We start from the raw sequence: 20,609 nt of genomic DNA on the forward strand, positions 1-20,609 counted from the left end.
CTCGCTCGGTTGAGCAGCAGATTGCGGTGTTGTGAAGACGAAACGAACCGAAAGTTTGCAACTCACAAACCATCACATGCCCGATTCGCTGGAACGTCGACCGAAGGTTGACGCGCTGGCTACAGAATTTCTTGACGACCATAGAGCATTGGAACCACCTGATCCCATCCCGAACTCAGCAGTGAAACGATGCATCGCCGATGGTAGTGTGGGGTTTCCCCATGTGAGAGTAGGTCATCGTCAAGATTAAATTCCGAACCCCCTATCTGCGTACGCAGGTAGGGGTTTTGTCCTATAAGTATACGCTGCACGTTTTCAGGCCTTGCGCCTGGTGTTAGCGAAGTCTGATTTGAGGTGTTGACAGCGTGTTGAAACGCTGTAGAATTCGCCTCCCGCAACGAGAGATCGAAGCGAGCCAAGTGGTTGAAGTTGTTCAGGTTTCTCCTAAAGAACTTCAAAATAAACGCTTGACAGACACAGAGGAAAGCGTAGAATGCGCGCCTCGGTTGAGACGAAAGACTCTCAGCCAACTGCTCTTTAACAACTGAATCAAGCAATTCGTGTGGGTGCTTGTGAAATCAGACTGATCGTCAAAAAGATTATCAGCATCACAAGTGACTATACGAGTAATCATATAGTTCATTTTGAGATTGCTGAGCCAAGTTTAGGGTTTTCTCAAAACCCAAGCAGTATTGAACTGAAGAGTTTGATCATGGCTCAGATTGAACGCTGGCGGCAGGCCTAACACATGCAAGTCGAGCGGAGGAGAGTAGCTTGCTACTCGAATCAGCGGCGGACGGGTGAGTAATACCTAGGAATCTGCCTGATAGTGGGGGACAACGTTTCGAAAGGAACGCTAATACCGCATACGTCCTACGGGAGAAAGCAGGGGACCTTCGGGCCTTGCGCTATCAGATGAGCCTAGGTCGGATTAGCTAGTTGGTGAGGTAATGGCTCACCAAGGCGACGATCCGTAACTGGTCTGAGAGGATGATCAGTCACACTGGAACTGAGACACGGTCCAGACTCCTACGGGAGGCAGCAGTGGGGAATATTGGACAATGGGCGAAAGCCTGATCCAGCCATGCCGCGTGTGTGAAGAAGGTCTTCGGATTGTAAAGCACTTTAAGTTGGGAGGAAGGGCAGTAAGCGAATACCTTGCTGTTTTGACGTTACCGACAGAATAAGCACCGGCTAACTCTGTGCCAGCAGCCGCGGTAATACAGAGGGTGCAAGCGTTAATCGGAATTACTGGGCGTAAAGCGCGCGTAGGTGGTTTGTTAAGTTGGATGTGAAATCCCCGGGCTCAACCTGGGAACTGCATCCAAAACTGGCAAGCTAGAGTAGGGCAGAGGGTGGTGGAATTTCCTGTGTAGCGGTGAAATGCGTAGATATAGGAAGGAACACCAGTGGCGAAGGCGACCACCTGGGCTCATACTGACACTGAGGTGCGAAAGCGTGGGGAGCAAACAGGATTAGATACCCTGGTAGTCCACGCCGTAAACGATGTCAACTAGCCGTTGGAATCCTTGAGATTTTAGTGGCGCAGCTAACGCATTAAGTTGACCGCCTGGGGAGTACGGCCGCAAGGTTAAAACTCAAATGAATTGACGGGGGCCCGCACAAGCGGTGGAGCATGTGGTTTAATTCGAAGCAACGCGAAGAACCTTACCAGGCCTTGACATCCAATGAACTTTCTAGAGATAGATTGGTGCCTTCGGGAACATTGAGACAGGTGCTGCATGGCTGTCGTCAGCTCGTGTCGTGAGATGTTGGGTTAAGTCCCGTAACGAGCGCAACCCTTGTCCTTAGTTACCAGCACGTCATGGTGGGCACTCTAAGGAGACTGCCGGTGACAAACCGGAGGAAGGTGGGGATGACGTCAAGTCATCATGGCCCTTACGGCCTGGGCTACACACGTGCTACAATGGTCGGTACAGAGGGTCGCCAAACCGCGAGGTGGAGCTAATCTCACAAAACCGATCGTAGTCCGGATCGCAGTCTGCAACTCGACTGCGTGAAGTCGGAATCGCTAGTAATCGCGAATCAGAATGTCGCGGTGAATACGTTCCCGGGCCTTGTACACACCGCCCGTCACACCATGGGAGTGGGTTGCACCAGAAGTAGCTAGTCTAACCTTCGGGAGGACGGTTACCACGGTGTGATTCATGACTGGGGTGAAGTCGTAACAAGGTAGCCGTAGGGGAACCTGCGGCTGGATCACCTCCTTAATCGACAGACATCAGCTGCTCATAAGCACCCACACGAATTGCTTGATTCATTGAAGAAGACGATATCGGTAACAGCTCTTAACTGGGTCTGTAGCTCAGTTGGTTAGAGCGCACCCCTGATAAGGGTGAGGTCGGCAGTTCGAATCTGCCCAGACCCACCAGTTTCTTGTTGGGGCCATAGCTCAGCTGGGAGAGCGCCTGCCTTGCACGCAGGAGGTCAGCGGTTCGATCCCGCTTGGCTCCACCACCCCCTTTGTTACCATGTCAAAGCTTAGAAATGAATATTCGCCTCGAATATTGATTTCTGAACTTTTTCAGAATCGTTCTTTAAAAATTTGGGTATGTGATAGAAAGATAGACTGGACGACACTTTCACTGGTGTTTGTTCAGGCTAAGGTAAAATTTGTGAGTGATATTGCAAATTTTCGGCGAATGTCGTCTTCACAGTATAACCAGATTGCTTGGGGTTATATGGTCAAGTGAAGAAGCGCATACGGTGGATGCCTTGGCAGTCAGAGGCGATGAAAGACGTGGTAGCCTGCGATAAGCTTCGGGGAGTCGGCAAACAGACTTTGATCCGGAGATCTCTGAATGGGGGAACCCACCTAGCATAAGTTAGGTATCCTGCACTGAATACATAGGTGCATGAGGCGAACCAGGGGAACTGAAACATCTAAGTACCCTGAGGAAAAGAAATCAACCGAGATTCCCTTAGTAGTGGCGAGCGAACGGGGACCAGCCCTTAAGTGGCTTTGAGATTAGCGGAACGCTCTGGAAAGTGCGGCCATAGTGGGTGATAGCCCTGTACGCGAAAATCTCTTGGTCATGAAATCGAGTAGGACGGAGCACGAGAAACTTTGTCTGAATATGGGGGGACCATCCTCCAAGGCTAAATACTACTGACTGACCGATAGTGAACTAGTACCGTGAGGGAAAGGCGAAAAGAACCCCGGAGAGGGGAGTGAAATAGATCCTGAAACCGTATGCGTACAAGCAGTGGGAGCAGACTTTGTTCTGTGACTGCGTACCTTTTGTATAATGGGTCAGCGACTTATATTCAGTGGCGAGCTTAACCGAATAGGGGAGGCGTAGCGAAAGCGAGTGTTAATAGCGCGTTTAGTCGCTGGGTATAGACCCGAAACCGGGCGATCTATCCATGGGCAGGTTGAAGGTTGGGTAACACTAACTGGAGGACCGAACCGACTACCGTTGAAAAGTTAGCGGATGACCTGTGGATCGGAGTGAAAGGCTAATCAAGCTCGGAGATAGCTGGTTCTCCTCGAAAGCTATTTAGGTAGCGCCTCATGTATCACTGTAGGGGGTAGAGCACTGTTTCGGCTAGGGGGTCATCCCGACTTACCAAACCGATGCAAACTCCGAATACCTACAAGTGCCGAGCATGGGAGACACACGGCGGGTGCTAACGTCCGTCGTGAAAAGGGAAACAACCCAGACCGTCAGCTAAGGTCCCAAAATCCTGGTTAAGTGGGAAACGATGTGGGAAGGCTTAGACAGCTAGGAGGTTGGCTTAGAAGCAGCCACCCTTTAAAGAAAGCGTAATAGCTCACTAGTCGAGTCGGCCTGCGCGGAAGATGTAACGGGGCTCAAACCAGGTACCGAAGCTACGGGTATCACCTTTGGGTGATGCGGTAGAGGAGCGTTCTGTAAGCCTGTGAAGGTGAGTTGAGAAGCTTGCTGGAGGTATCAGAAGTGCGAATGCTGACATGAGTAACGACAATGGGTGTGAAAAACACCCACGCCGAAAGACCAAGGTTTCCTGCGCAACGTTAATCGACGCAGGGTTAGTCGGTCCCTAAGGCGAGGCTGAAAAGCGTAGTCGATGGAAAACAGGTTAATATTCCTGTACTTCTGGTTATTGCGATGGAGGGACGGAGAAGGCTAGGCCAGCTTGGCGTTGGTTGTCCAAGTTTAAGGTGGTAGGCTGGACTCTTAGGTAAATCCGGGAGTCTAAGGCCGAGAGCTGATGACGAGTTACCCTTTGGGTGACGAAGTGGTTGATGCCATGCTTCCAAGAAAAGCTTCTAAGCTTCAGGTAACCAGGAACCGTACCCCAAACCGACACAGGTGGTTGGGTAGAGAATACCAAGGCGCTTGAGAGAACTCGGGTGAAGGAACTAGGCAAAATGGCACCGTAACTTCGGGAGAAGGTGCGCCGGTGAGGGTGAAGGACTTGCTCCGTAAGCTCATGCCGGTCGAAGATACCAGGCCGCTGCGACTGTTTATTAAAAACACAGCACTCTGCAAACACGAAAGTGGACGTATAGGGTGTGACGCCTGCCCGGTGCCGGAAGGTTAATTGATGGGGTTAGCTAACGCGAAGCTCTTGATCGAAGCCCCGGTAAACGGCGGCCGTAACTATAACGGTCCTAAGGTAGCGAAATTCCTTGTCGGGTAAGTTCCGACCTGCACGAATGGCGTAACGATGGCGGCGCTGTCTCCACCCGAGACTCAGTGAAATTGAAATCGCTGTGAAGATGCAGTGTATCCGCGGCTAGACGGAAAGACCCCGTGAACCTTTACTATAGCTTTGCACTGGACTTTGAATTTGCTTGTGTAGGATAGGTGGGAGGCTTTGAAGCGTGGACGCCAGTTCGCGTGGAGCCATCCTTGAAATACCACCCTGGCAACTTTGAGGTTCTAACTCAGGTCCGTTATCCGGATCGAGGACAGTGTATGGTGGGTAGTTTGACTGGGGCGGTCTCCTCCTAAAGAGTAACGGAGGAGTACGAAGGTGCGCTCAGACCGGTCGGAAATCGGTCGTAGAGTATAAAGGCAAAAGCGCGCTTGACTGCGAGACAGACACGTCGAGCAGGTACGAAAGTAGGTCTTAGTGATCCGGTGGTTCTGTATGGAAGGGCCATCGCTCAACGGATAAAAGGTACTCCGGGGATAACAGGCTGATACCGCCCAAGAGTTCATATCGACGGCGGTGTTTGGCACCTCGATGTCGGCTCATCACATCCTGGGGCTGAAGCCGGTCCCAAGGGTATGGCTGTTCGCCATTTAAAGTGGTACGCGAGCTGGGTTTAGAACGTCGTGAGACAGTTCGGTCCCTATCTGCCGTGGACGTTTGAGATTTGAGAGGGGCTGCTCCTAGTACGAGAGGACCGGAGTGGACGAACCTCTGGTGTTCCGGTTGTCACGCCAGTGGCATTGCCGGGTAGCTATGTTCGGAAGAGATAACCGCTGAAAGCATCTAAGCGGGAAACTTGCCTCAAGATGAGATCTCACTGGAGCCTTGAGCTCCCTGAAGGGCCGTCGAAGACTACGACGTTGATAGGTTGGGTGTGTAAGCGCTGTGAGGCGTTGAGCTAACCAATACTAATTGCCCGTGAGGCTTGACCATATAACACCCAAGCAATTTGACTCGCTCGGTTGAGCAGCAGATTGCGGTGTTGTGAAGACGAAACGAACCGAAAGTTTGCAACTCACAAACCATCACATACCCGATTCGCTGGAACGTTGACCGAAGGTCGACGCGCTGGCTACAGAATTTCTTGACGACCATAGAGCATTGGAACCACCTGATCCCATCCCGAACTCAGCAGTGAAACGATGCATCGCCGATGGTAGTGTGGGGTTTCCCCATGTGAGAGTAGGTCATCGTCAAGATTAAATTCCGAAACCCCTATCTGCGTACGCAGGTAGGGGTTTTGTCTTTAAGTAGAAGCTCCAACATTTTCGCTGGCACGTCACCAAGTGACGGATCGGCAACCGAGTTTCTTGACGACCATAGAGCATTGGAACCACCTGATCCCATCCCGAACTCAGCAGTGAAACGATGCATCGCCGATGGTAGTGTGGGGTTTCCCCATGTGAGAGTAGGTCATCGTCAAGATTGAATTCCAAAACCCCTGTCTGCTTGCGCAGACAGGGGTTTTGTCTTTCTGGGTCTCCAGAAGCTTCAAGCGCTGCGTAAAGGGCTGCTGCGGCGCGCTAACAACTTGCGCCACCAGATATACACGCCGGTAATCGACAGCACCGCGATCACAAGCCCAAGTATCGCAATGATGTACTGCCCAATATCGCCGAGTATGCGTCCTCCGTGTATGGGCAGTTGCAGGCGGTAGAAGCGTTCACCGAGCGTTCCCTGGCCTGCAATCTCTTCACCCAACAGATGCCCATCGGTGCCATGGAAATACAGCCAGGATTTTCCCTGAGCGTCCGTATCATGCTGTCCGAAGCCCGCTCCGTAGAAGTTGTACTCGAAGCTGTAGTAGAGCTCCCCGATTGCGGCATGAAGCCCCAGGCGCTGTCCTTCTGCCTTGGCCAGTTCGTACGCCTGTTGATAACTCAATCGAGTTTCGCCCAGCTCTGAAGTGGGCATTCGTCCACGTGCTTCGTAGACGCTAGGCTCAACAGGCGAGAACAGCGAGACTACCGGTTTGAACACCTGGCTCGGCAAATTCATCGCGACACTGCTGACCGCAATGGGCACCAGCAGTAACCAGAGCCACAGGCCACCGGCCCTATGGACGTCCATGTTGACCCGGTATGCGTGACCGCCTTTGATCTTCCAGGCCTTGGCCCATTTATTCCAGAACGGGCGACCTCGTGGCAGCGTCAACAGCACCGCGATAAAGCAGTCCAGCACCCAGAGAATGGCCACCCCGCCCATCAGCCACAGCCCCCAGTTACCGGGAAGGGCGAGGTTGTGATGAAACTCGAGCATGAACGGGACAAAATTCTCTCGCGAAAAGCAGCAATCACCCCAATTGCGGTGGCCCAGCGTGCTGCCACTGACCGGATCCAGATAGAACACTTGGTTCTTTTCGGCGAAAGGCAAGCCCGTCGCAGGGTCCTTGCGTGGAACCGCGGCCAGCAGGGCCGAGTGCCCGGCTTCATCGGGATACTCCATGTACCAGACTTGCAAGCGTGGATGTTCGCGCTGAAGGTTATCCACAAGCACTCCAGGTTGGAGCACCTCGCCCGCAGCGGGAGCCTTATAGAACTCAGGATTGAGCCATTCATCCAGTTCATGCTGGAAAGCCAGGACGCTGCCGGTAAGCCCCGCCAACGCCAGAAACAAAGCGGTGGCCAAGCCGATATATCGATGCACTAACACATATAGCTGACGCATGATTCAACTCCACAAGCCAGAAACAACAAAGCCAGCCGCTGAAGGTCAGCAGACTGGCTTTGCCGTCACAGCAGTTTCAATCAGAACTGATAGCTGACGGTCGCAGCGACATTGCGCTCCTCACCCATGTAGCAGAAGCTCAGGCTGGCACAGGAGGCAATGTAGGTTTCGTTGGTAAGGTTGTTGGCGTTGACCCGTACATCGACGCCCTTGAGTCCGACTTTCCCCAGGTCGTAGCCCACAGACGCATCCACCTGCGTGTAGGCGGGGACCTTCATGGTGTTCTCGGCATCAGCCCAGCTATAGCCGACATAGCGCACGCCGCCGCCCAATCGCAGCCCATCCAGCGCTCCCTGCCTGAAGTTGTAATCAGCCCACAGCGATGCCATCTGTTTAGGTGCCTGGGTTGGCGAATTGCCTTTGTTGTCGAGCGTAGCGTCGAGGGTGCTGGTCATCGATTTGGAATACTCGATGTCGGTGAAGGTGTAGCTGCCCAGCAGCTTCAGATTGTCATTGACCTGGACATGCGCTTCCAACTCCAGGCCTTGGGAGCGGACCGCGCCGATCGGACGATAGAAGTTTTCCTGTGGCAGTTTCGAGGCCAGGTTTTCTTGGTCGATACGGAACAACGATGCCGTGAACAGGTTATCGGTGCCCGGAGGCTGATATTTGATACCGGTTTCCCACTGAGTGCCCTCGGTTGGCGCCAGTGGATTTCCACTCGCATCAGCAAAGGAGTTGGGATTGAACGACTCCGAGTAACTGGCATACGGGGCTATACCGTTGTCGAACAGGTAGAGCACGCCAGCACGACCGGTCAGCTTGGTGCGGTCATCGCTGATCTCGGTACCCTCAGGTCGGCCAAATTCGGCCAAGCGGTTTTCATCGGATGTCTTCACCCAATCCTGGCGCAGGCCCAATGAGAAGCGCCATTTATCCATCTCGATCAGGTCTTGCAGGTAGACGCCGGTCTGTTCCAGGCGTCGCAGGTAGCTGACCGGGTCGTAATAGCTGATGGTCGAGTTGCCATAGACCGGTTCAAAAGCATTGATCGGCTCCAGGCCGCCTGATTCCCAGTCCACAACAGCCTTGCGACGTTGATAGTCGGCGCCCAGCAGCATCGTGTGTTTAGTCGCGCCGGTGAAGAATTCGGCCTGCAGCATGTTATCGACGATGAAGGCGTGCAGCCGTTCCTTGCCGCCGGTGAAGTAGCGATTAAGTTCGTTGCTGGTCGGTGTAGTCCAGTCATAGGCATAGACCTGATCGATGTCGACCTTCGAATCCAGATAGCGGAAGTTCTGACGCGCCGTGAAAACATCATTGAAGCGGTGCTCGAACTGGTAGCCAAAGGATTGTTGATCCCGGCTGAACCCATCGACATCCGGTTCGCCTTCGAAGAAATGGTCAGAAATTCGCTGGCCATTGCGCGGGTGCAAGGCGCCATCGGCCGGCACGCCTGCGTGATAGCCGCCTTCTGGATCGTGCTGCAGATAGGCTTGCAGCGTCAGGGACGTGTCTTCGCTGAAGTCGATACTGACGGTAGGGGCGATCGCGTAGCGTTTTTCTTCGTTATGGTCGAATTGTGTGTCGGACTGATCCGCCAAACCTGTCAGGCGATAGGCAATGCGCTTGTCGTCGTCTACCGGGCCACTGAAGTCAAAGCCCATGCCTTTCTGGCCTTGGGTGCCTACCGTGGCTTGAACTTGATGGTAGGCCTCATAGAGCGGCTTCTTGCTGGTCAGCGCCACCAGGCCGCCCGGGTTGCTGCGGCCGTAGAGCACCGAGGAAGGCCCCTTGAGGATATCGACGCGCTCCAGGAAATACGGATCGACCTGCATGGTGCTGTAGGTGCCGCTATCGCCCATGACCTTCAGGCCGTCAAGGTAGATGTTATCCACAGAGCCGTCGTTGAAGCCGCGCATGGCCACGTAGTCGTAGCGATGGGTCGCGCCATACGGATTGGTTAGCACCCCAGGGGTGTAGCGCATGGCTTGGGCGACTGTTTGCGAACCTTGGTCATCCATTTGTTGACGGGTTACTACGGACACCGACTGAGAGGTTTCCAGTATCGGTGTACTGGTTTTGGTCGCGATCTGGCTGTGGGTTGCGTTATAGCCCTCCATGCTGCCCAGGGCATTGCCCAGCGCAAAGCCGCGCACCTCAGTGCTCGGCAGGGCCAATGCGGCATCCTCGGGCAATGGGCGCAATGCGTAGCTGTTGCCATCCTGACTCACCGCTTCAAGGCCCGAGCCGCTCAGCAGGCGGTTGAGGCCGGCATCGGCAGAATAGCTACCCTGCAAGCCCGGCGATTGGCGGTCTCGGGTCATTTCAGGTGTCATCGAAAGCGTGATGCCAGCCTGGCGGGCAAATTGATTCAATACCTGGTCCAGAGGCCCTGGGGTGATGTTGTATTGGCGGCTGCTGCTGACGCTTTCGGTCTGTGCGGACGCCACAGTAGGGAATGCTCCGACGATTACAGTCGAAAGCAGCGCGGCCCTGATGGCTTTGCCCAGAAGGTTTTTTGAAGCGTAATCTAAGACAGGATGACAATCATTCTGATCAGAGGGTGTAGCCAGGCTCGAAAACAAATGCATGGTGATTTCCATCAAGACAGTAAGGGCAGCAGGGCTTGCTTACGGTCTTAGCCGGACTCGCCAGGAAAACCCGCCAAAAATAGTTGGATCATTTCGGTCAAGCGGTAGTGCGTTCCAGGCGCACCCACCAGCGGGTGCGGTAGACCAATTTCACCGGCAACGTGTGGGGCAGGATGTTTAGCAGTTTCTCGGGGTCATCCAGGCGGTAGACGCCTGACAAATGGAGATCAGCAATGTCCTCGGCACAGCTCAAATAGCCGTTGCGATAGCGCCCCAGCTCTTCAAGAAAGTCCTTCAGGCGCATATTGCGCGTCACGATCAGGCCTTCAGCCCAGGCGCCGGCTTCCATATGTTGCTGCAGCACAGGCGTAACGCGTGTTCCGGCCACTTGTAATGCCTGCCCCGCCTCGATCATTCGCGGCCCGCTTGGCAAGTGAAGTGCCACGCGCCCCTGGCTGACACTGACGCGTGTGCAGTCTGGCTCCTGGCGAACCACGAAACGTCCTTCGATGCCCTCGAGCAGCGCATGTTGGCTGCGGATTAACAGAGGACGACCTACATGGGCGTGGGCATCCGGCGCGCAAGTGACCATGATTTCGCCGTGCTTGAGCTCGATCAGTCGCTGCTTGGCCGTGAAGGCAAGGTTGGCTGCGCTGCGAGTATTCAGTTCAAGGCGCGAACCGTCTGGCAGTTGGACGCTACGTCGCTCGCCGGTCGTGGTCGCGAAGTCGGAAGTCCAAGGGGCCAGCACTTCCAGACCTTTGCCCAGCCAGGCGGCAGATCCAACCATCAATACGCCGCCAAGCATTTTCAGTGCTTGCCTGCGACCCAAGCGCTGGGCGCTGTTTTCGAGCGTCTCAAAGGCGACACTGGCGCCCGGTACGGCCCGCAAATTGGCGTTCAGTTCTTGATTGAGCGTCTGCACCCGCTGCCAGGCCATTTCATGGTCTTGATGAGCGGCACGCCAAACCTCGCACTGGTGAGCGAGCTTGGGGCTTTCACCATTGTTTCGCAGGCGCAGCATCCAGTGGATGGCCTGTTTGACCACCTGAGGCTGTGGGTCGCTGCTATTCATCGGTTTCATATCGCAGCAGGTAACAATGGTAGAGGGCATCCGCCACGTGGCGTTCTACCGAACGCAGGGAGATGCCCATGTGCTCGGCGATTTCCCGATGGCTGAGACCCTCGCACTGGGCCAACAGGAAGGCACGACGAACTTTGGGCTTGAGCCCATCGAGCATATGCGCAATGCGTTCCAGCAACTCCAGGAGCAGCTCGCGGGTTTCCGGGGAGGGCACTTCATTGGCTGGCAGGTGAGCGAGTGCCTGCAAATAAGCGCGATGCAGTTCTTCTCGCCGCCAATGATCGATAACCAGGCCGCGCGCGATGGTGCGCAAGAAGGCGCGTGGCGCAGACAGCTCAAGGGTTTCGCGACGTTGCAACAAGCGCACGAAGGTGTCCTGGGCCAGGTCCGCGGCGTCGGCGGCATTGCCCAGCTTGCTGCGCAACCAGGCGTTTAGCCAGCTGTGGTGATGACTGTAAAGCGAGTGCACGGCGAACTCTGGAGAGGGCATGGATACGCGCTGCAAGTGACGTCATGAATGATAATTAGTCTCATTGTTGCCGATGCCCTGAAATATTTGCAACTCCCAGCTGTCAGAACGGCTACACCCCGCGTGTCTGGGGTGTAGCCGCAGTCCTATCAGCTCAGTAAATGCTTCACATTGTTCATCGCATCATCGGCAAAACCTTGCAGGAATGCGCTGAAGGCCGGCATTGCCTCGGCGCCGCCCTCAAGCGGTTCGGCCTGGATAGTCCAGACCGCCCGCGCATGTCCGTCATCGATGGCTTGTACCTGCATGGCGGCCCACAAATTGCCGATGTTCAGGCTGGTATGGATCAGGCTCCAAGTCATCTGCAGCGCCTGATCGTCTCGAGAGTTGAGCTGCTCGATGACCACATTACCGTCCTTGAACAGCTTTTTGCGCACCGAGCGGACGCCTTCGCCGGTCATCTCGATATGGGCCAGCGCTGGGATAAAAACCGGGAAGCCGGCAAAGTTGCCGACAATCGACCAGACGCGTTGCGCCTCGGCCGCAATGTCGACCGAGGCGACAACGGTGCAGCCTTCAGGGTTGTGGATCAGGGTGTCGGGTTTCAGCGTTTTCATGGCGTGTTCCTTCGGTGGGTGGGTCAGATGAACTGGATGTCCTTGAGGTACTGGCAGCCTTTGCGCAGCAACGCCGGGCTTTTGCACGGGTAGTGCTCGCCCATGCGCAGCACCCCGGCCAGGGCGTTGTCATGGTCGATTTTGGAGATGTCGCCGATGTCTTCCTCGAAGCCGTCGAGGTAGAAGCCGAGTACGCCAAACAGGGCGTTCTGATCGTCAACGCTCTGCAGTTGGCGTTGCCAATGTTCAATGCTGACCAGCTCGAAGGCATGGCCCTGTTCGCGGAATGAAGCCAGGTAGTTCTCCCAGCTCAAAGGCTCGGGGTTATGCAGATTGAAGATGGCTTGTCGGGGTTGATAGCGGGGGCTGTGGAAGGCGATGAAGCGCGCAAGAAAGTCCACGGGCATCAAGTCGAAATTCAAGTCGAGCGCTGGCACTTGCCCCAGCTGCAGCGAGCCCTTGAGCATCAGCATCAAGCGGTTCTTGTGGGGTTGGCACACGCCGCTGGCGCTGTTGAAGGTGATGTTGCCCGGGCGGTAGAGATTGGCCCACACCCCTTGCTCGCGTGCCCGTTGCACGATTCGCTCGGCGACCCATTTGGAAAGGTTGTAGCCATTGCGGATGTAGATCGGCGGCGTATCGGCCGGTGGCTGCTCCAGCACACTGCCATCGCTGCGGGTTGCACTGGAGGCGGAAAGCGTGGAGATGAAATTGAAAATCTTCTTGCTCCGCCCTTCACACAGGCGCAGGCATTCGAAGACCGGCTCGACGTTGTCTGCCGCCAGGGCTGCGTAATCCAGCACATGATTGACGTGCGCGGCATTGTGAATCAGAACGCCGAACTCCCGGTCCAGGCGTTCGTATTGCGCATCGCTCAGGCCCAGTGACGGCTTGGAGATGTCGGCTGTGATAACGCTGACTCGACGCAAGTCCAGGTGCTCCAGGCGGTTTTCGTGCAAGGCCTGGGCGAATCGCTGTTCGGCGGTCTGCGTGGCGGTTGCTCGCACCAGGCATGCCACTTCGCTGGCGCCTTGGGCTAACAGGGCCTGGACCAGATGAACCCCAACAAAGCTGTTGGCACCGGTCACGATAATGCGGTTGGTATCCCCTGACTGGTTGGCGGGCAAGACCTTTAGGTCCAGCGCTCTGTAGGCGTCTTCCAGAGCCTGCGGGCAAACCGGGCTTTGGTCCGGCTCGCCTTCAATCAGGCTCGCCAGCCGTTGCAGGGTCGGGGCTTCGATAAACCGGTTGATAGGGATGCCGCAGTTAAAGCGCTCGCGTATTTCCAGCAGCAGGCGCGACAGTAGAATCGAGTGACCGCCCAGATTGAAGAAGCTCTCGTCGGTGCTCAATTCATCCTCGGCCAGCTCCAGAAGCTCAGCCCACAGCGCTCGTAAACGCCGTTCACAGGCATTGGCTGGCGCACGAACAGGCGTGATCGGGCGCTGGGGTACTGGCAGTTTCAGCAAGGCTTGGCGGTCGACCTTGCCATTGAGCGTAAACGGCATGGCCGGCAGTTCACGCAGCACCGAGGGCTGCATGTAAGACGGCAGCTGTTGCCGCGCATACTCCCCCAGCATCGCCAGCGAGGCTGCCTCGCGCGGGCCCGCCGCAAACGCCAGGATGCGCTTGTTGGGATCGATCACCACCGCCACTTGTGCGAACAGCTCGCTGGCGCGCAGGGTGTGTTCGATCTCTTCGGGTTCTACCCGAAAACCACGAACCTTGACCTGATGATCACGGCGCCCGCAGAACTCGATACCGGTGTCTGTCCATCGAGCCAGATCGCCGGTACGGTAGGCCCGCAAGGTTTCGCCACTGGGCAGTTCCAGCGTCAGGAATCGTTCAGCTGACAGTGTGGGATTGTTCAGGTAGCCAAGGCCTACGCCGGCACCGGCGATATAAACCTCTGCGGTGGTGTGCTGCGCCACCGGTTGCAGCTTCTGATCGAGAATTAAGACACGGCAATTGGTGATCGGCCGGCCGATGTGGCGATTGTTTTCACCCGGCTTGAACAAGCAGGTAGTGGCCAACACCGTGGTTTCGGTCGGGCCATAGATGTTATGCAACTGGCAGGTATCACCCAGGCGAGCGATAACCGCCGGTTCGCAGACATCACCCCCGGTGATCAAATGTTCAAGCTCCAGCGGCTGATCTGCGGGCAGGATGCTCAGCAGCGCCGGCGGCAGGAAGGCATGGGTCACGCGACGTGTCTTGAGCAGCTCAACCAATTGCCTTGGGTCTGTGCGCTGGTCCTCGGTGGGTATGACCAGTTCGGCACCTCTGATCAACGTCGGGAAAATATCCAGCAACGAGGCATCGAAACCGATGGTCGAGAATTGCAGCACTCGATGGTCTGCAGTAAGTCGCACATGCGCGCCATACCAGGCCTGGAAGTGGCTCAGGTTACGCTGGCTCAACAGCACGCCCTTGGGCCGGCCGGTGGTGCCGGAGGTGTAGATCGCAACGCAGGGCTCATCAGCAGTGGGTGAGCGGCGCATCAGGGGGGCAGGGGCTATCAGTATTGTGTCGAGTGAGCGCAAATCAATGGCGCGCGCCTGCACGCCCTCAAGCCCCGAGACCCCGTCATGCAGTACGACACAGGCTTTTGCATCGTCCAGGATAGTGCGCAGCCGTTCGCCCGGGTGGGTAGGGTCCAGTGGCAGGTAGATGGCGCCGCAGCCCACGACGGCCAGAATCGCGGCATACAGCTCAAAGGACTTCTCCAGGCAAACGCCCACCACCAGACCGGCCGCCTCTGAGGGTAATTGATCGAGGAGAGAGGCCTGAATCATGAGGGCCTTGCTGTGAAGCTCGGCATAACTCCAGCTGCGCTCGCTCATCGACAGTGCCGGTCGCTGGGCAAATCGCATCAGGCTTTGGTCCAACTGTTCGATCAGTGGCGTGCACGCTTGCTGGGCCAGCGCACTGTCGAGGGTCTGATTGAACAGGTGCTCGTAGGCGAGCCCATCCAGTGCCTGTAGACCTTGTTGGGTCGCCAGTTGCATCGGTCCCGCCACGGGCGTCTCGCTGAAATGAGCAGGGTTACGGGAAAGGCGGCTGACTTGCAGTGCAATGCACTCGACCAGCGCCTGGACGGCTCGCTGCCGGAGTGCCTGGCCGTTGCCTGAAGGTTCGGCTGCCAGCGGTTGGCAGACGATCAGGCGCTGAGCCTTGGCGTTACCGTGCCAGCACAACAACTCCAGGCTGGGCAGGTCATACTCGACCGGGCTGCTGGCAACCCGCACCCCCAGATGTTCACACGCGGGAACGTCTGGCAGATCGAGGCTGCCATCTTCAATGAGCAGATGCAGATCCAGTGTCGCGCTTTCCGTGACGCAGTAATGAACATGATGGCCGTGCTGCGCAAGCTCCCGGCCGATATCGGCCAGCGCAGTGCTGCGGCCAATCAGTAATAGGTTTAGGCGTCTCATGACAGTCTCCTTCTATCAGGGCAGGTAGTCGGCCAGGGCGTGTTGCACGCAGGGAGAATCGAGCATCGAGCTGCTGCGAAAAAACCGCAGGATGTTGCCTAGCAGCGGGTGCTGGCGATTGATGGGGAATGCCATCGCTTGCACCTCCTCGGCCAGGGCATCGCGAATGTGCGGCGCGATATCCAGGTGAGCGATCAGGCGCAGGTCGAAGTCTTTCTGGAGGTCGTTGGTCAGGTACTGGCCAATGAAAATTGGCAGCGCCTGGGCAATGAGCTGTCGATCCACCTCGGGTGCGCCTTGCCAGTAAATGCGCACCAGCCGCGCCCAGAACGTTGAATGCCGACCTTCGTCCAGCAAGTGGTCGGCCATCAGGCCCTTGACCGAGGCCTTGACCGTATCGTCACGGGCGAAGGCGGCAACATCGTTGGTCAGGGTGTTTTCTGCGATGGCGACACAGATCAGCTCCACGGCGCTGCGCAATGGGCTGGGAACCACGGCCATAGCCGCGGGTATGGCGCGGCTCAGCTCGATCTCACCCGGTAGCTCAATGGGTTCAATGCCCGTCAGTTCGCGGGTCTGCTGCATGAAGTCCAGCGCCACCAGCGCGTGGTAGTCCTCGTCCACCACTACGGTCATCGCGTCGTACCGGCAGGCAAAGGGGTAGCGAATGGCAAAGCGGTCCTTGGCGATACTGCGGGCGGTGCGATCAACGATTTCCGTTTCAAAAATCACAACGTCGTTGATGAACTTGTACAAGCTCTGCACCAGGGCGAAGTCACGCTGTTCGGGGCATTCACGCTGGAACGTTGCGCTTAGCACCAAGGGCTGGCGGCTCAAGGGGTAGATCAGCTTGTCGTCGTTCTCCAGCAGGCGCCTGGGGCGGGTGCGAATGGTCGCCCGTGCCTCCCAGGCGTCGGCGAAAGACTGATAGTCGGTGGCGTTCATGCGCTCACCTCAGTTTCAGCCATACGCATGGAAACCCGCAGTCCATCCCATAGTGCAATGCGGCTTTGCACTGCCGCGATGGCAGCTTCATACACCTGACGCTGGCGCTGCTCATCCCCTTCCACCAGGCGCGCGAGCAAGCGCTCGGCGGCCGGCCCGTGGTCCTCGCTGTCGACTTCGATATGGCGTTGCAGGTAGTAGTGAAAGGTTGGCGCCTGGTCTTCGCTGATTTGCCAGTCGTGAAGGATGCGCTGGAACATGGTCGGGATAACGCTTTCCCGACCATGTAGAAACGCTGCGGCCACCTCATGAGCGGCCCCGTTCAGGGCGATATGCAGGGTATGTTCGACAAAGCGACTGGCGGCCGCGCCAGCGGCGACCTGGCGCAATGCATTGGAATAGGGCTCCCCAGCCCGTTGCAGGGCGACGAACTGCTCGATCGCGGTGGTGCGCGCCCCGACTTCACGCATGGCATCCAGGTACAGCTCGAAATGGCTGTAGTGACCGTGCGGGCGACGGTCATCGGACTCCTCGCCCAACACGATTTCATTGATCAACCGCGCGGCCTGAGGGTCGCGCGGTGGTAGCCAGGGCAAACGTGTACAGGTCAACTCCTGTTGCAGGCGCTTGGTCAGCGACATGAAGTCCCAGACGGCAAAAACATGCGTTTGCATAAAAAACCGAAGTACCGAGAGCGAATCGATTTCAGAAAAAATCGGGTGATGGGCGAGGGCATGTTTATGGTGTTCAAGTTGCGCTTTCAAAGAGTCCATGATCGTTCCTTGAATGAATGAGGTCATCAGTAAGTTTGAAGTTTGAAGGCGTGAAAGTGCCCCCCGTGTTTAGGGATTAAATCGGTTGTGTCCTGCTTTTCGGCTGTATAGGTGCGCCCTGAAGAGGTGGGCGCTGCCGGTGAGTAAAAAGTTAAAGCACAGCCGAAGTGATGCGCAAGTTATTTTGTTGAATGTTTTTAGTTTGAACTTTTCGGCAAAAAATAGAGTGCGTTAAAACTTTAAAATAAAGTTTTATTGGCGTGTAAGTGCCCCTTCCGGCCAACAGCGGTCAGAATAAATATAGTGATGAGTGAATGCCTCACTCCGGGCACTTGATGATGGGGAAGTTTCGAATAGTTAACTTGTATGGCCGACGCATTGATCCGTCCTGGCCCGCTCCGATCTCCTTCGTCAGTTCGACGCAAGACAAGAGTGTGCTCAAAATCGGCGCGCTGCCATGGGGGAGGGCCGCGAAACAGCCCCAGAGGAGGATTACTCGCTGAGCAATCCCAGGTGAGTGTTGATGATTTTCAGTAGGCGTTTACGCTGGGAGGTCACGAAGAAATGATCGCCGCGGACCTCGATCAACTCGAATTCACGCCGGGTGAATTCGCGCCAGTTCATCATGCTGGCGACCGAATCAAGTGGGTCGTCGCTGCCGTAGAGCGCCGTGACCGGAACGTTCAGGCTTTCGCCAATCTGGTGGAACCAGAGCTCAGCGAGTTTCAGGTCGCTGCGAATGGCCGGTTCGAATTGCTGTCGCCGTTCGTTATTGCGTAAGGATTCGGGTGGGGCAATGCCTTGGGACAGCAGGGCCTGGTCGAAGGCCGGCTGTGGTAGTTCATGCAGGAAGGGCCGTGCTTGCTGGCAGTCCGGGCTGCGGCAGCCAGAAACGAAAAGGTGGCGGGTTTGGCCCACATATCGTCGCTCGGCCAGCTTGGCGATTTCATACGCCAACCGACCACCAAAGCTGTGGCCAAACAAGGCGTGGGGCTCCTTGAGATAACCGCTGAGCTGGGCAAAGGTGTCTTCTACCAACGGCGCCCACTCGTCGTAGGGCGTTTCGTCCAAGCGTGAGCCATGGCCTGGAAGTCGCACGGTAACCAGTTCGATGTGGTCGCTCAGCTCCGCCGACCAGCTGCGAAACTGCTCTGGATCACCACCGGCATAGGGGAAACAGATCAGCCGGATCTTGATCGGCTGCCCCGAGTTGACCACCATCAGCCACTTGTTGTTTTGCGCGTGCACTGCCATTCCTTCGCCTGGGACAATACACCCAAGTCGGTTCACTACCCTTAGGCCGATTCATTCGCCCGCCGGGTCGTCGGTTCAAACATCAGAACGTCTGTTCAGATAGTTCTTCATCGCCTGCAATGCTTTGTTCAAGTGCCGCTCCAGTATGCTGACCGCAATGTCCACGGCCTTGTCGCTTGCCGCATCAGCCAAGGCGCGGTGGTCATCCTGGGTCAATTTCCCTAGCCCCATGGATGACAGGTGGAAACGCAGGAAACGCTCCTCCTCGTTCAGCTCGATCTCGATGAAGCGCAACAGTTTCTTGTTGGTCGCCTTGGCATACAGCGACATGTGAAACAGCTTGTTAAGCCTGCCCATCTCGGCATGATCGGTCTGGTTTTCCAGCAGATCGATGTAGTGTCGGGCCTGAGCGATGTCTTCGGGCTCAAGACGTGGAATCGACTGGCGCAGGGCCTCGGATTCGAGCATCAGGCGAAGCGCGTAAGTGTCTACCGCATCTTCTCCGATCAGGGCTGCAACCACCGCACCCTTGTGTGCGACCACCTTGAGCAATGACTGGGCTTCCAACTGCCGCAGGGCTTCGCGAACCGGCATCCGACTGACGCCGAACAGTGTGGCCAGCTCTTGTTGGCGCAAGGCCATGCCGCTGGGCAAGCGGCCATCGAGAATCGCTGTGCGCAGCCTCTCCTCGATCACGGTTCGAGCCAGATGCGCGGGCACCTGCTCGCTGTCCAGGATGCTGCTCAAGTGTCTGGATTTTTGAGTCATTTTCACCTGCAGTAGGCGTAAATTGGATCCAAGATCCGAATTACACTAGTGATTGCTATTGTCATTGTCAAACGCGCCAGGAGTTTATCTGGATATCAGGGATTGCATGCCTTGATCGCGGGGACCTGACACCATCGTGTACCAAGAATTCTTCGAAATAAAGTGAGGACGACCACTGGAGTTTCGGCCACTTTGCAGTGCCTGGGGTTGGCGGTTCTGCTCGTTGGCCTGCTGCTGGCCTTGCGCCCCGCTGAGCCCGATACTGAGGAGTGCCCATGTCGCTATTCAAGCAACTGCTCGTCGCCATCTGCCTGTTTCTGGTGGTCGCCTTCAGTGGCAGCTTCATGGTCAGCCTGGAAAGCTCGCGCCGCCAATACGTCAACCAGTTGCAGTCCCATGCCCAAGACGCCGCGACAGCTTTGGCATTGTCGCTGACTCCCAATATTGACGACCCGGCCATGGTCGAGCTGATGGTCAGTTCAATCTTTGACAGTGGGTATTACGCCAGTATTCGCGTGGTGGACCTGGCCACCGAAACCGTCCTGGTCGAGCGCAGCGCAGAGCCGGATGCCAGCGGCGTGCCCGCCTGGTTCGTCAAATTGATCAACCTGCGACCGGCTGGGGGCGATGCGATTGTCAGCCGCGGCTGGCAACAGGCTGCCCGGGTGGAGGTGGTCAGCCATCCCCTGTTCGCGGTTGCCAAACTGTGGAAAAGCGCTCTTGTCAGCCTCGGCTGGCTGCTGTTATGCGGGGCGGTGAGTGCGCTGTTGGGGGCAATGTTGCTGCGTCGCCAGCTCAAGCCACTGGACCTGGATGGGTTGACGGGACTGGGCAATCGACGCTATTTCGAGATGCAGCTCAATGCCCACGTCAGTCATCACGACGAGGCGCGCGATGGCTTCTTGCTGCTGCTGCGAATCAACGACCTGGCAGGCCTGAACCAACGCTTGGGTGGGCAACGTACCGATGCCTTGATCCAGGCCGTTGGCCAGCAATTGCTGCGCACCTGTGCTAACTATCCACAAACCAGCCATCTGATCACCCGCAGTCGGGGCGACGAGTTTGCCGTACTGGCGCCGGAGCTAGTGCGAGAAGAGGCGCTGCAATGGGCACAGGCATTGGAAAGCAGCCTGCTCGACCTGCAAGCGAGCGGTGTCAGCGATACCATCCCCATCGCCTATATCGGTCTGGCACCCTTCAGCCCAGGTGATGCACCGCAGGCCCTGCTGGCGCTGGCCGACGAAGCCTTGTCCAAGGCCCAGGCACAGCAGGATGGGCATTGGGTGTGCATCGAGCGCAGCGATGCGCCCACGTTTAAGGGCGATCATCATGACTGGCG

At 56.6% G+C, this 20,609-nt stretch carries 10 protein-coding genes, 2 tRNA genes, 5 rRNA genes and 1 pseudogene; 8 read left to right on the plus strand and 10 right to left on the minus strand.

What is annotated here, in order from left to right; translation table 11 throughout:
• Positions 1-130: 130 nt before the first annotated feature.
• The 7 genes from rrf (AC3IX4_RS00555) (at position 131) to rrf (AC3IX4_RS00585) (ending at position 6,090) form a co-directional block, all read left to right on the plus strand.
• A 5S ribosomal RNA gene (rrf, locus tag AC3IX4_RS00555) occupies positions 131-246 on the plus strand.
• A 448-nt stretch (positions 247-694) separates the two neighbouring features.
• Positions 695-2,231, plus strand: a 16S ribosomal RNA gene (locus tag AC3IX4_RS00560).
• Between the two features lie 84 nt (positions 2,232-2,315).
• Positions 2,316-2,392, plus strand: a tRNA-Ile gene (locus AC3IX4_RS00565).
• Between the two features lie 10 nt (positions 2,393-2,402).
• Positions 2,403-2,478 (plus strand) — tRNA-Ala (locus AC3IX4_RS00570).
• A gap of 226 nt (positions 2,479-2,704) precedes the next feature.
• Positions 2,705-5,598, plus strand: a 23S ribosomal RNA gene (locus AC3IX4_RS00575).
• A gap of 150 nt (positions 5,599-5,748) precedes the next feature.
• A 5S ribosomal RNA gene (gene rrf / locus AC3IX4_RS00580) occupies positions 5,749-5,864 on the plus strand.
• A 110-nt stretch (positions 5,865-5,974) separates the two neighbouring features.
• A 5S ribosomal RNA gene (rrf, locus tag AC3IX4_RS00585) occupies positions 5,975-6,090 on the plus strand.
• Together the 16S, 23S and 5S rRNA genes with 2 tRNA genes alongside form the textbook arrangement of a ribosomal RNA operon.
• 66 nt (positions 6,091-6,156) lie before the next feature.
• Here rrf (AC3IX4_RS00585) and AC3IX4_RS00590 read toward each other — a convergent pair.
• The 10 genes from AC3IX4_RS00590 to AC3IX4_RS00635 all read right to left on the minus strand — a co-directional run bounded on the left by AC3IX4_RS00590 (position 6,157) and on the right by AC3IX4_RS00635 (position 19,270).
• Entirely contained in the window at positions 6,157-7,332 is a 1,176-nt protein-coding gene (locus tag AC3IX4_RS00590) for a PepSY-associated TM helix domain-containing protein (RefSeq protein ID WP_489258765.1), read from the minus strand.
• An 80-nt stretch (positions 7,333-7,412) separates the two neighbouring features.
• Positions 7,413-9,926 (minus strand): TonB-dependent siderophore receptor, encoded by a 2,514-nt coding sequence (locus tag AC3IX4_RS00595; protein WP_489258766.1) that lies wholly within the window; start codon positions 9,924-9,926, stop codon positions 7,413-7,415.
• A 97-nt stretch (positions 9,927-10,023) separates the two neighbouring features.
• The gene (locus tag AC3IX4_RS00600) at positions 10,024-11,001 is read right to left on the minus strand and encodes a FecR domain-containing protein (protein WP_489258767.1); all 978 of its coding nucleotides are present in this window, start codon (positions 10,999-11,001) and stop codon (positions 10,024-10,026) included.
• On the minus strand, positions 10,994-11,500 hold the full coding sequence (locus AC3IX4_RS00605; RefSeq protein ID WP_489261178.1) for a sigma-70 family RNA polymerase sigma factor: 507 nt from the start codon (positions 11,498-11,500) through the stop codon (positions 10,994-10,996). The genes AC3IX4_RS00600 and AC3IX4_RS00605 overlap by 8 nt, the downstream gene beginning before the upstream one ends.
• A gap of 128 nt (positions 11,501-11,628) precedes the next feature.
• The gene (locus tag AC3IX4_RS00610) at positions 11,629-12,096 is read right to left on the minus strand and encodes an SRPBCC family protein (protein WP_489258768.1); all 468 of its coding nucleotides are present in this window, start codon (positions 12,094-12,096) and stop codon (positions 11,629-11,631) included.
• A gap of 23 nt (positions 12,097-12,119) precedes the next feature.
• The gene (locus tag AC3IX4_RS00615) at positions 12,120-15,530 is read right to left on the minus strand and encodes a non-ribosomal peptide synthetase (protein ID WP_489258769.1); all 3,411 of its coding nucleotides are present in this window, start codon (positions 15,528-15,530) and stop codon (positions 12,120-12,122) included.
• A gap of 15 nt (positions 15,531-15,545) precedes the next feature.
• Complete coding sequence (locus tag AC3IX4_RS00620; protein WP_489258770.1) at positions 15,546-16,475, minus strand: diiron oxygenase; 930 nt, start codon at positions 16,473-16,475, stop codon at positions 15,546-15,548.
• Entirely contained in the window at positions 16,472-17,248 is a 777-nt protein-coding gene (locus AC3IX4_RS00625) for a DUF3050 domain-containing protein (protein WP_489258771.1), read from the minus strand. Before AC3IX4_RS00625 ends, AC3IX4_RS00620 begins: the two co-directional genes overlap by 4 nt.
• A gap of 492 nt (positions 17,249-17,740) precedes the next feature.
• Positions 17,741-18,502, minus strand: coding sequence for a thioesterase II family protein (locus AC3IX4_RS00630; protein ID WP_489258772.1), 762 nt, complete (start codon positions 18,500-18,502; stop codon positions 17,741-17,743).
• 75 nt (positions 18,503-18,577) lie between these two features.
• The gene (locus AC3IX4_RS00635) at positions 18,578-19,270 is read right to left on the minus strand and encodes a GntR family transcriptional regulator (RefSeq protein WP_489258773.1); all 693 of its coding nucleotides are present in this window, start codon (positions 19,268-19,270) and stop codon (positions 18,578-18,580) included.
• Between the two features lie 275 nt (positions 19,271-19,545).
• On the opposite strand from AC3IX4_RS00635, the pseudogene AC3IX4_RS00640 reads away from it, so the two are divergent.
• Positions 19,546-20,607: pseudogene (locus AC3IX4_RS00640) on the plus strand (LapD/MoxY N-terminal periplasmic domain-containing protein); the annotation flags it as partial.
• Positions 20,608-20,609 lie beyond the last annotated feature (2 nt).

It is taken from the genome of Pseudomonas sp. KH_021 (assembly GCF_057838865.1).

What these genes read in the sequence shown, in the direction of transcription:
- AC3IX4_RS00590 (WP_489258765.1), bottom strand. Translation starts at nt 7,332, where the DNA reads ATGCGTCAGCTATATGTGTTAGTGCATCGATATATCGGCTTGGCCACC.
- AC3IX4_RS00595 (WP_489258766.1), bottom strand. Translation starts at nt 9,926, where the DNA reads ATGCATTTGTTTTCGAGCCTGGCTACACCCTCTGATCAGAATGATTGT.
- AC3IX4_RS00600 (WP_489258767.1), bottom strand. Translation starts at nt 11,001, where the DNA reads ATGAATAGCAGCGACCCACAGCCTCAGGTGGTCAAACAGGCCATCCAC.
- AC3IX4_RS00605 (WP_489261178.1), bottom strand. Translation starts at nt 11,500, where the DNA reads ATGCCCTCTCCAGAGTTCGCCGTGCACTCGCTTTACAGTCATCACCAC.
- AC3IX4_RS00610 (WP_489258768.1), bottom strand. Translation starts at nt 12,096, where the DNA reads ATGAAAACGCTGAAACCCGACACCCTGATCCACAACCCTGAAGGCTGC.
- AC3IX4_RS00615 (WP_489258769.1), bottom strand. Translation starts at nt 15,530, where the DNA reads ATGAGACGCCTAAACCTATTACTGATTGGCCGCAGCACTGCGCTGGCC.
- AC3IX4_RS00620 (WP_489258770.1), bottom strand. Translation starts at nt 16,475, where the DNA reads ATGAACGCCACCGACTATCAGTCTTTCGCCGACGCCTGGGAGGCACGG.
- AC3IX4_RS00625 (WP_489258771.1), bottom strand. Translation starts at nt 17,248, where the DNA reads ATGGACTCTTTGAAAGCGCAACTTGAACACCATAAACATGCCCTCGCC.
- AC3IX4_RS00630 (WP_489258772.1), bottom strand. Translation starts at nt 18,502, where the DNA reads ATGGCAGTGCACGCGCAAAACAACAAGTGGCTGATGGTGGTCAACTCG.
- AC3IX4_RS00635 (WP_489258773.1), bottom strand. Translation starts at nt 19,270, where the DNA reads ATGACTCAAAAATCCAGACACTTGAGCAGCATCCTGGACAGCGAGCAG.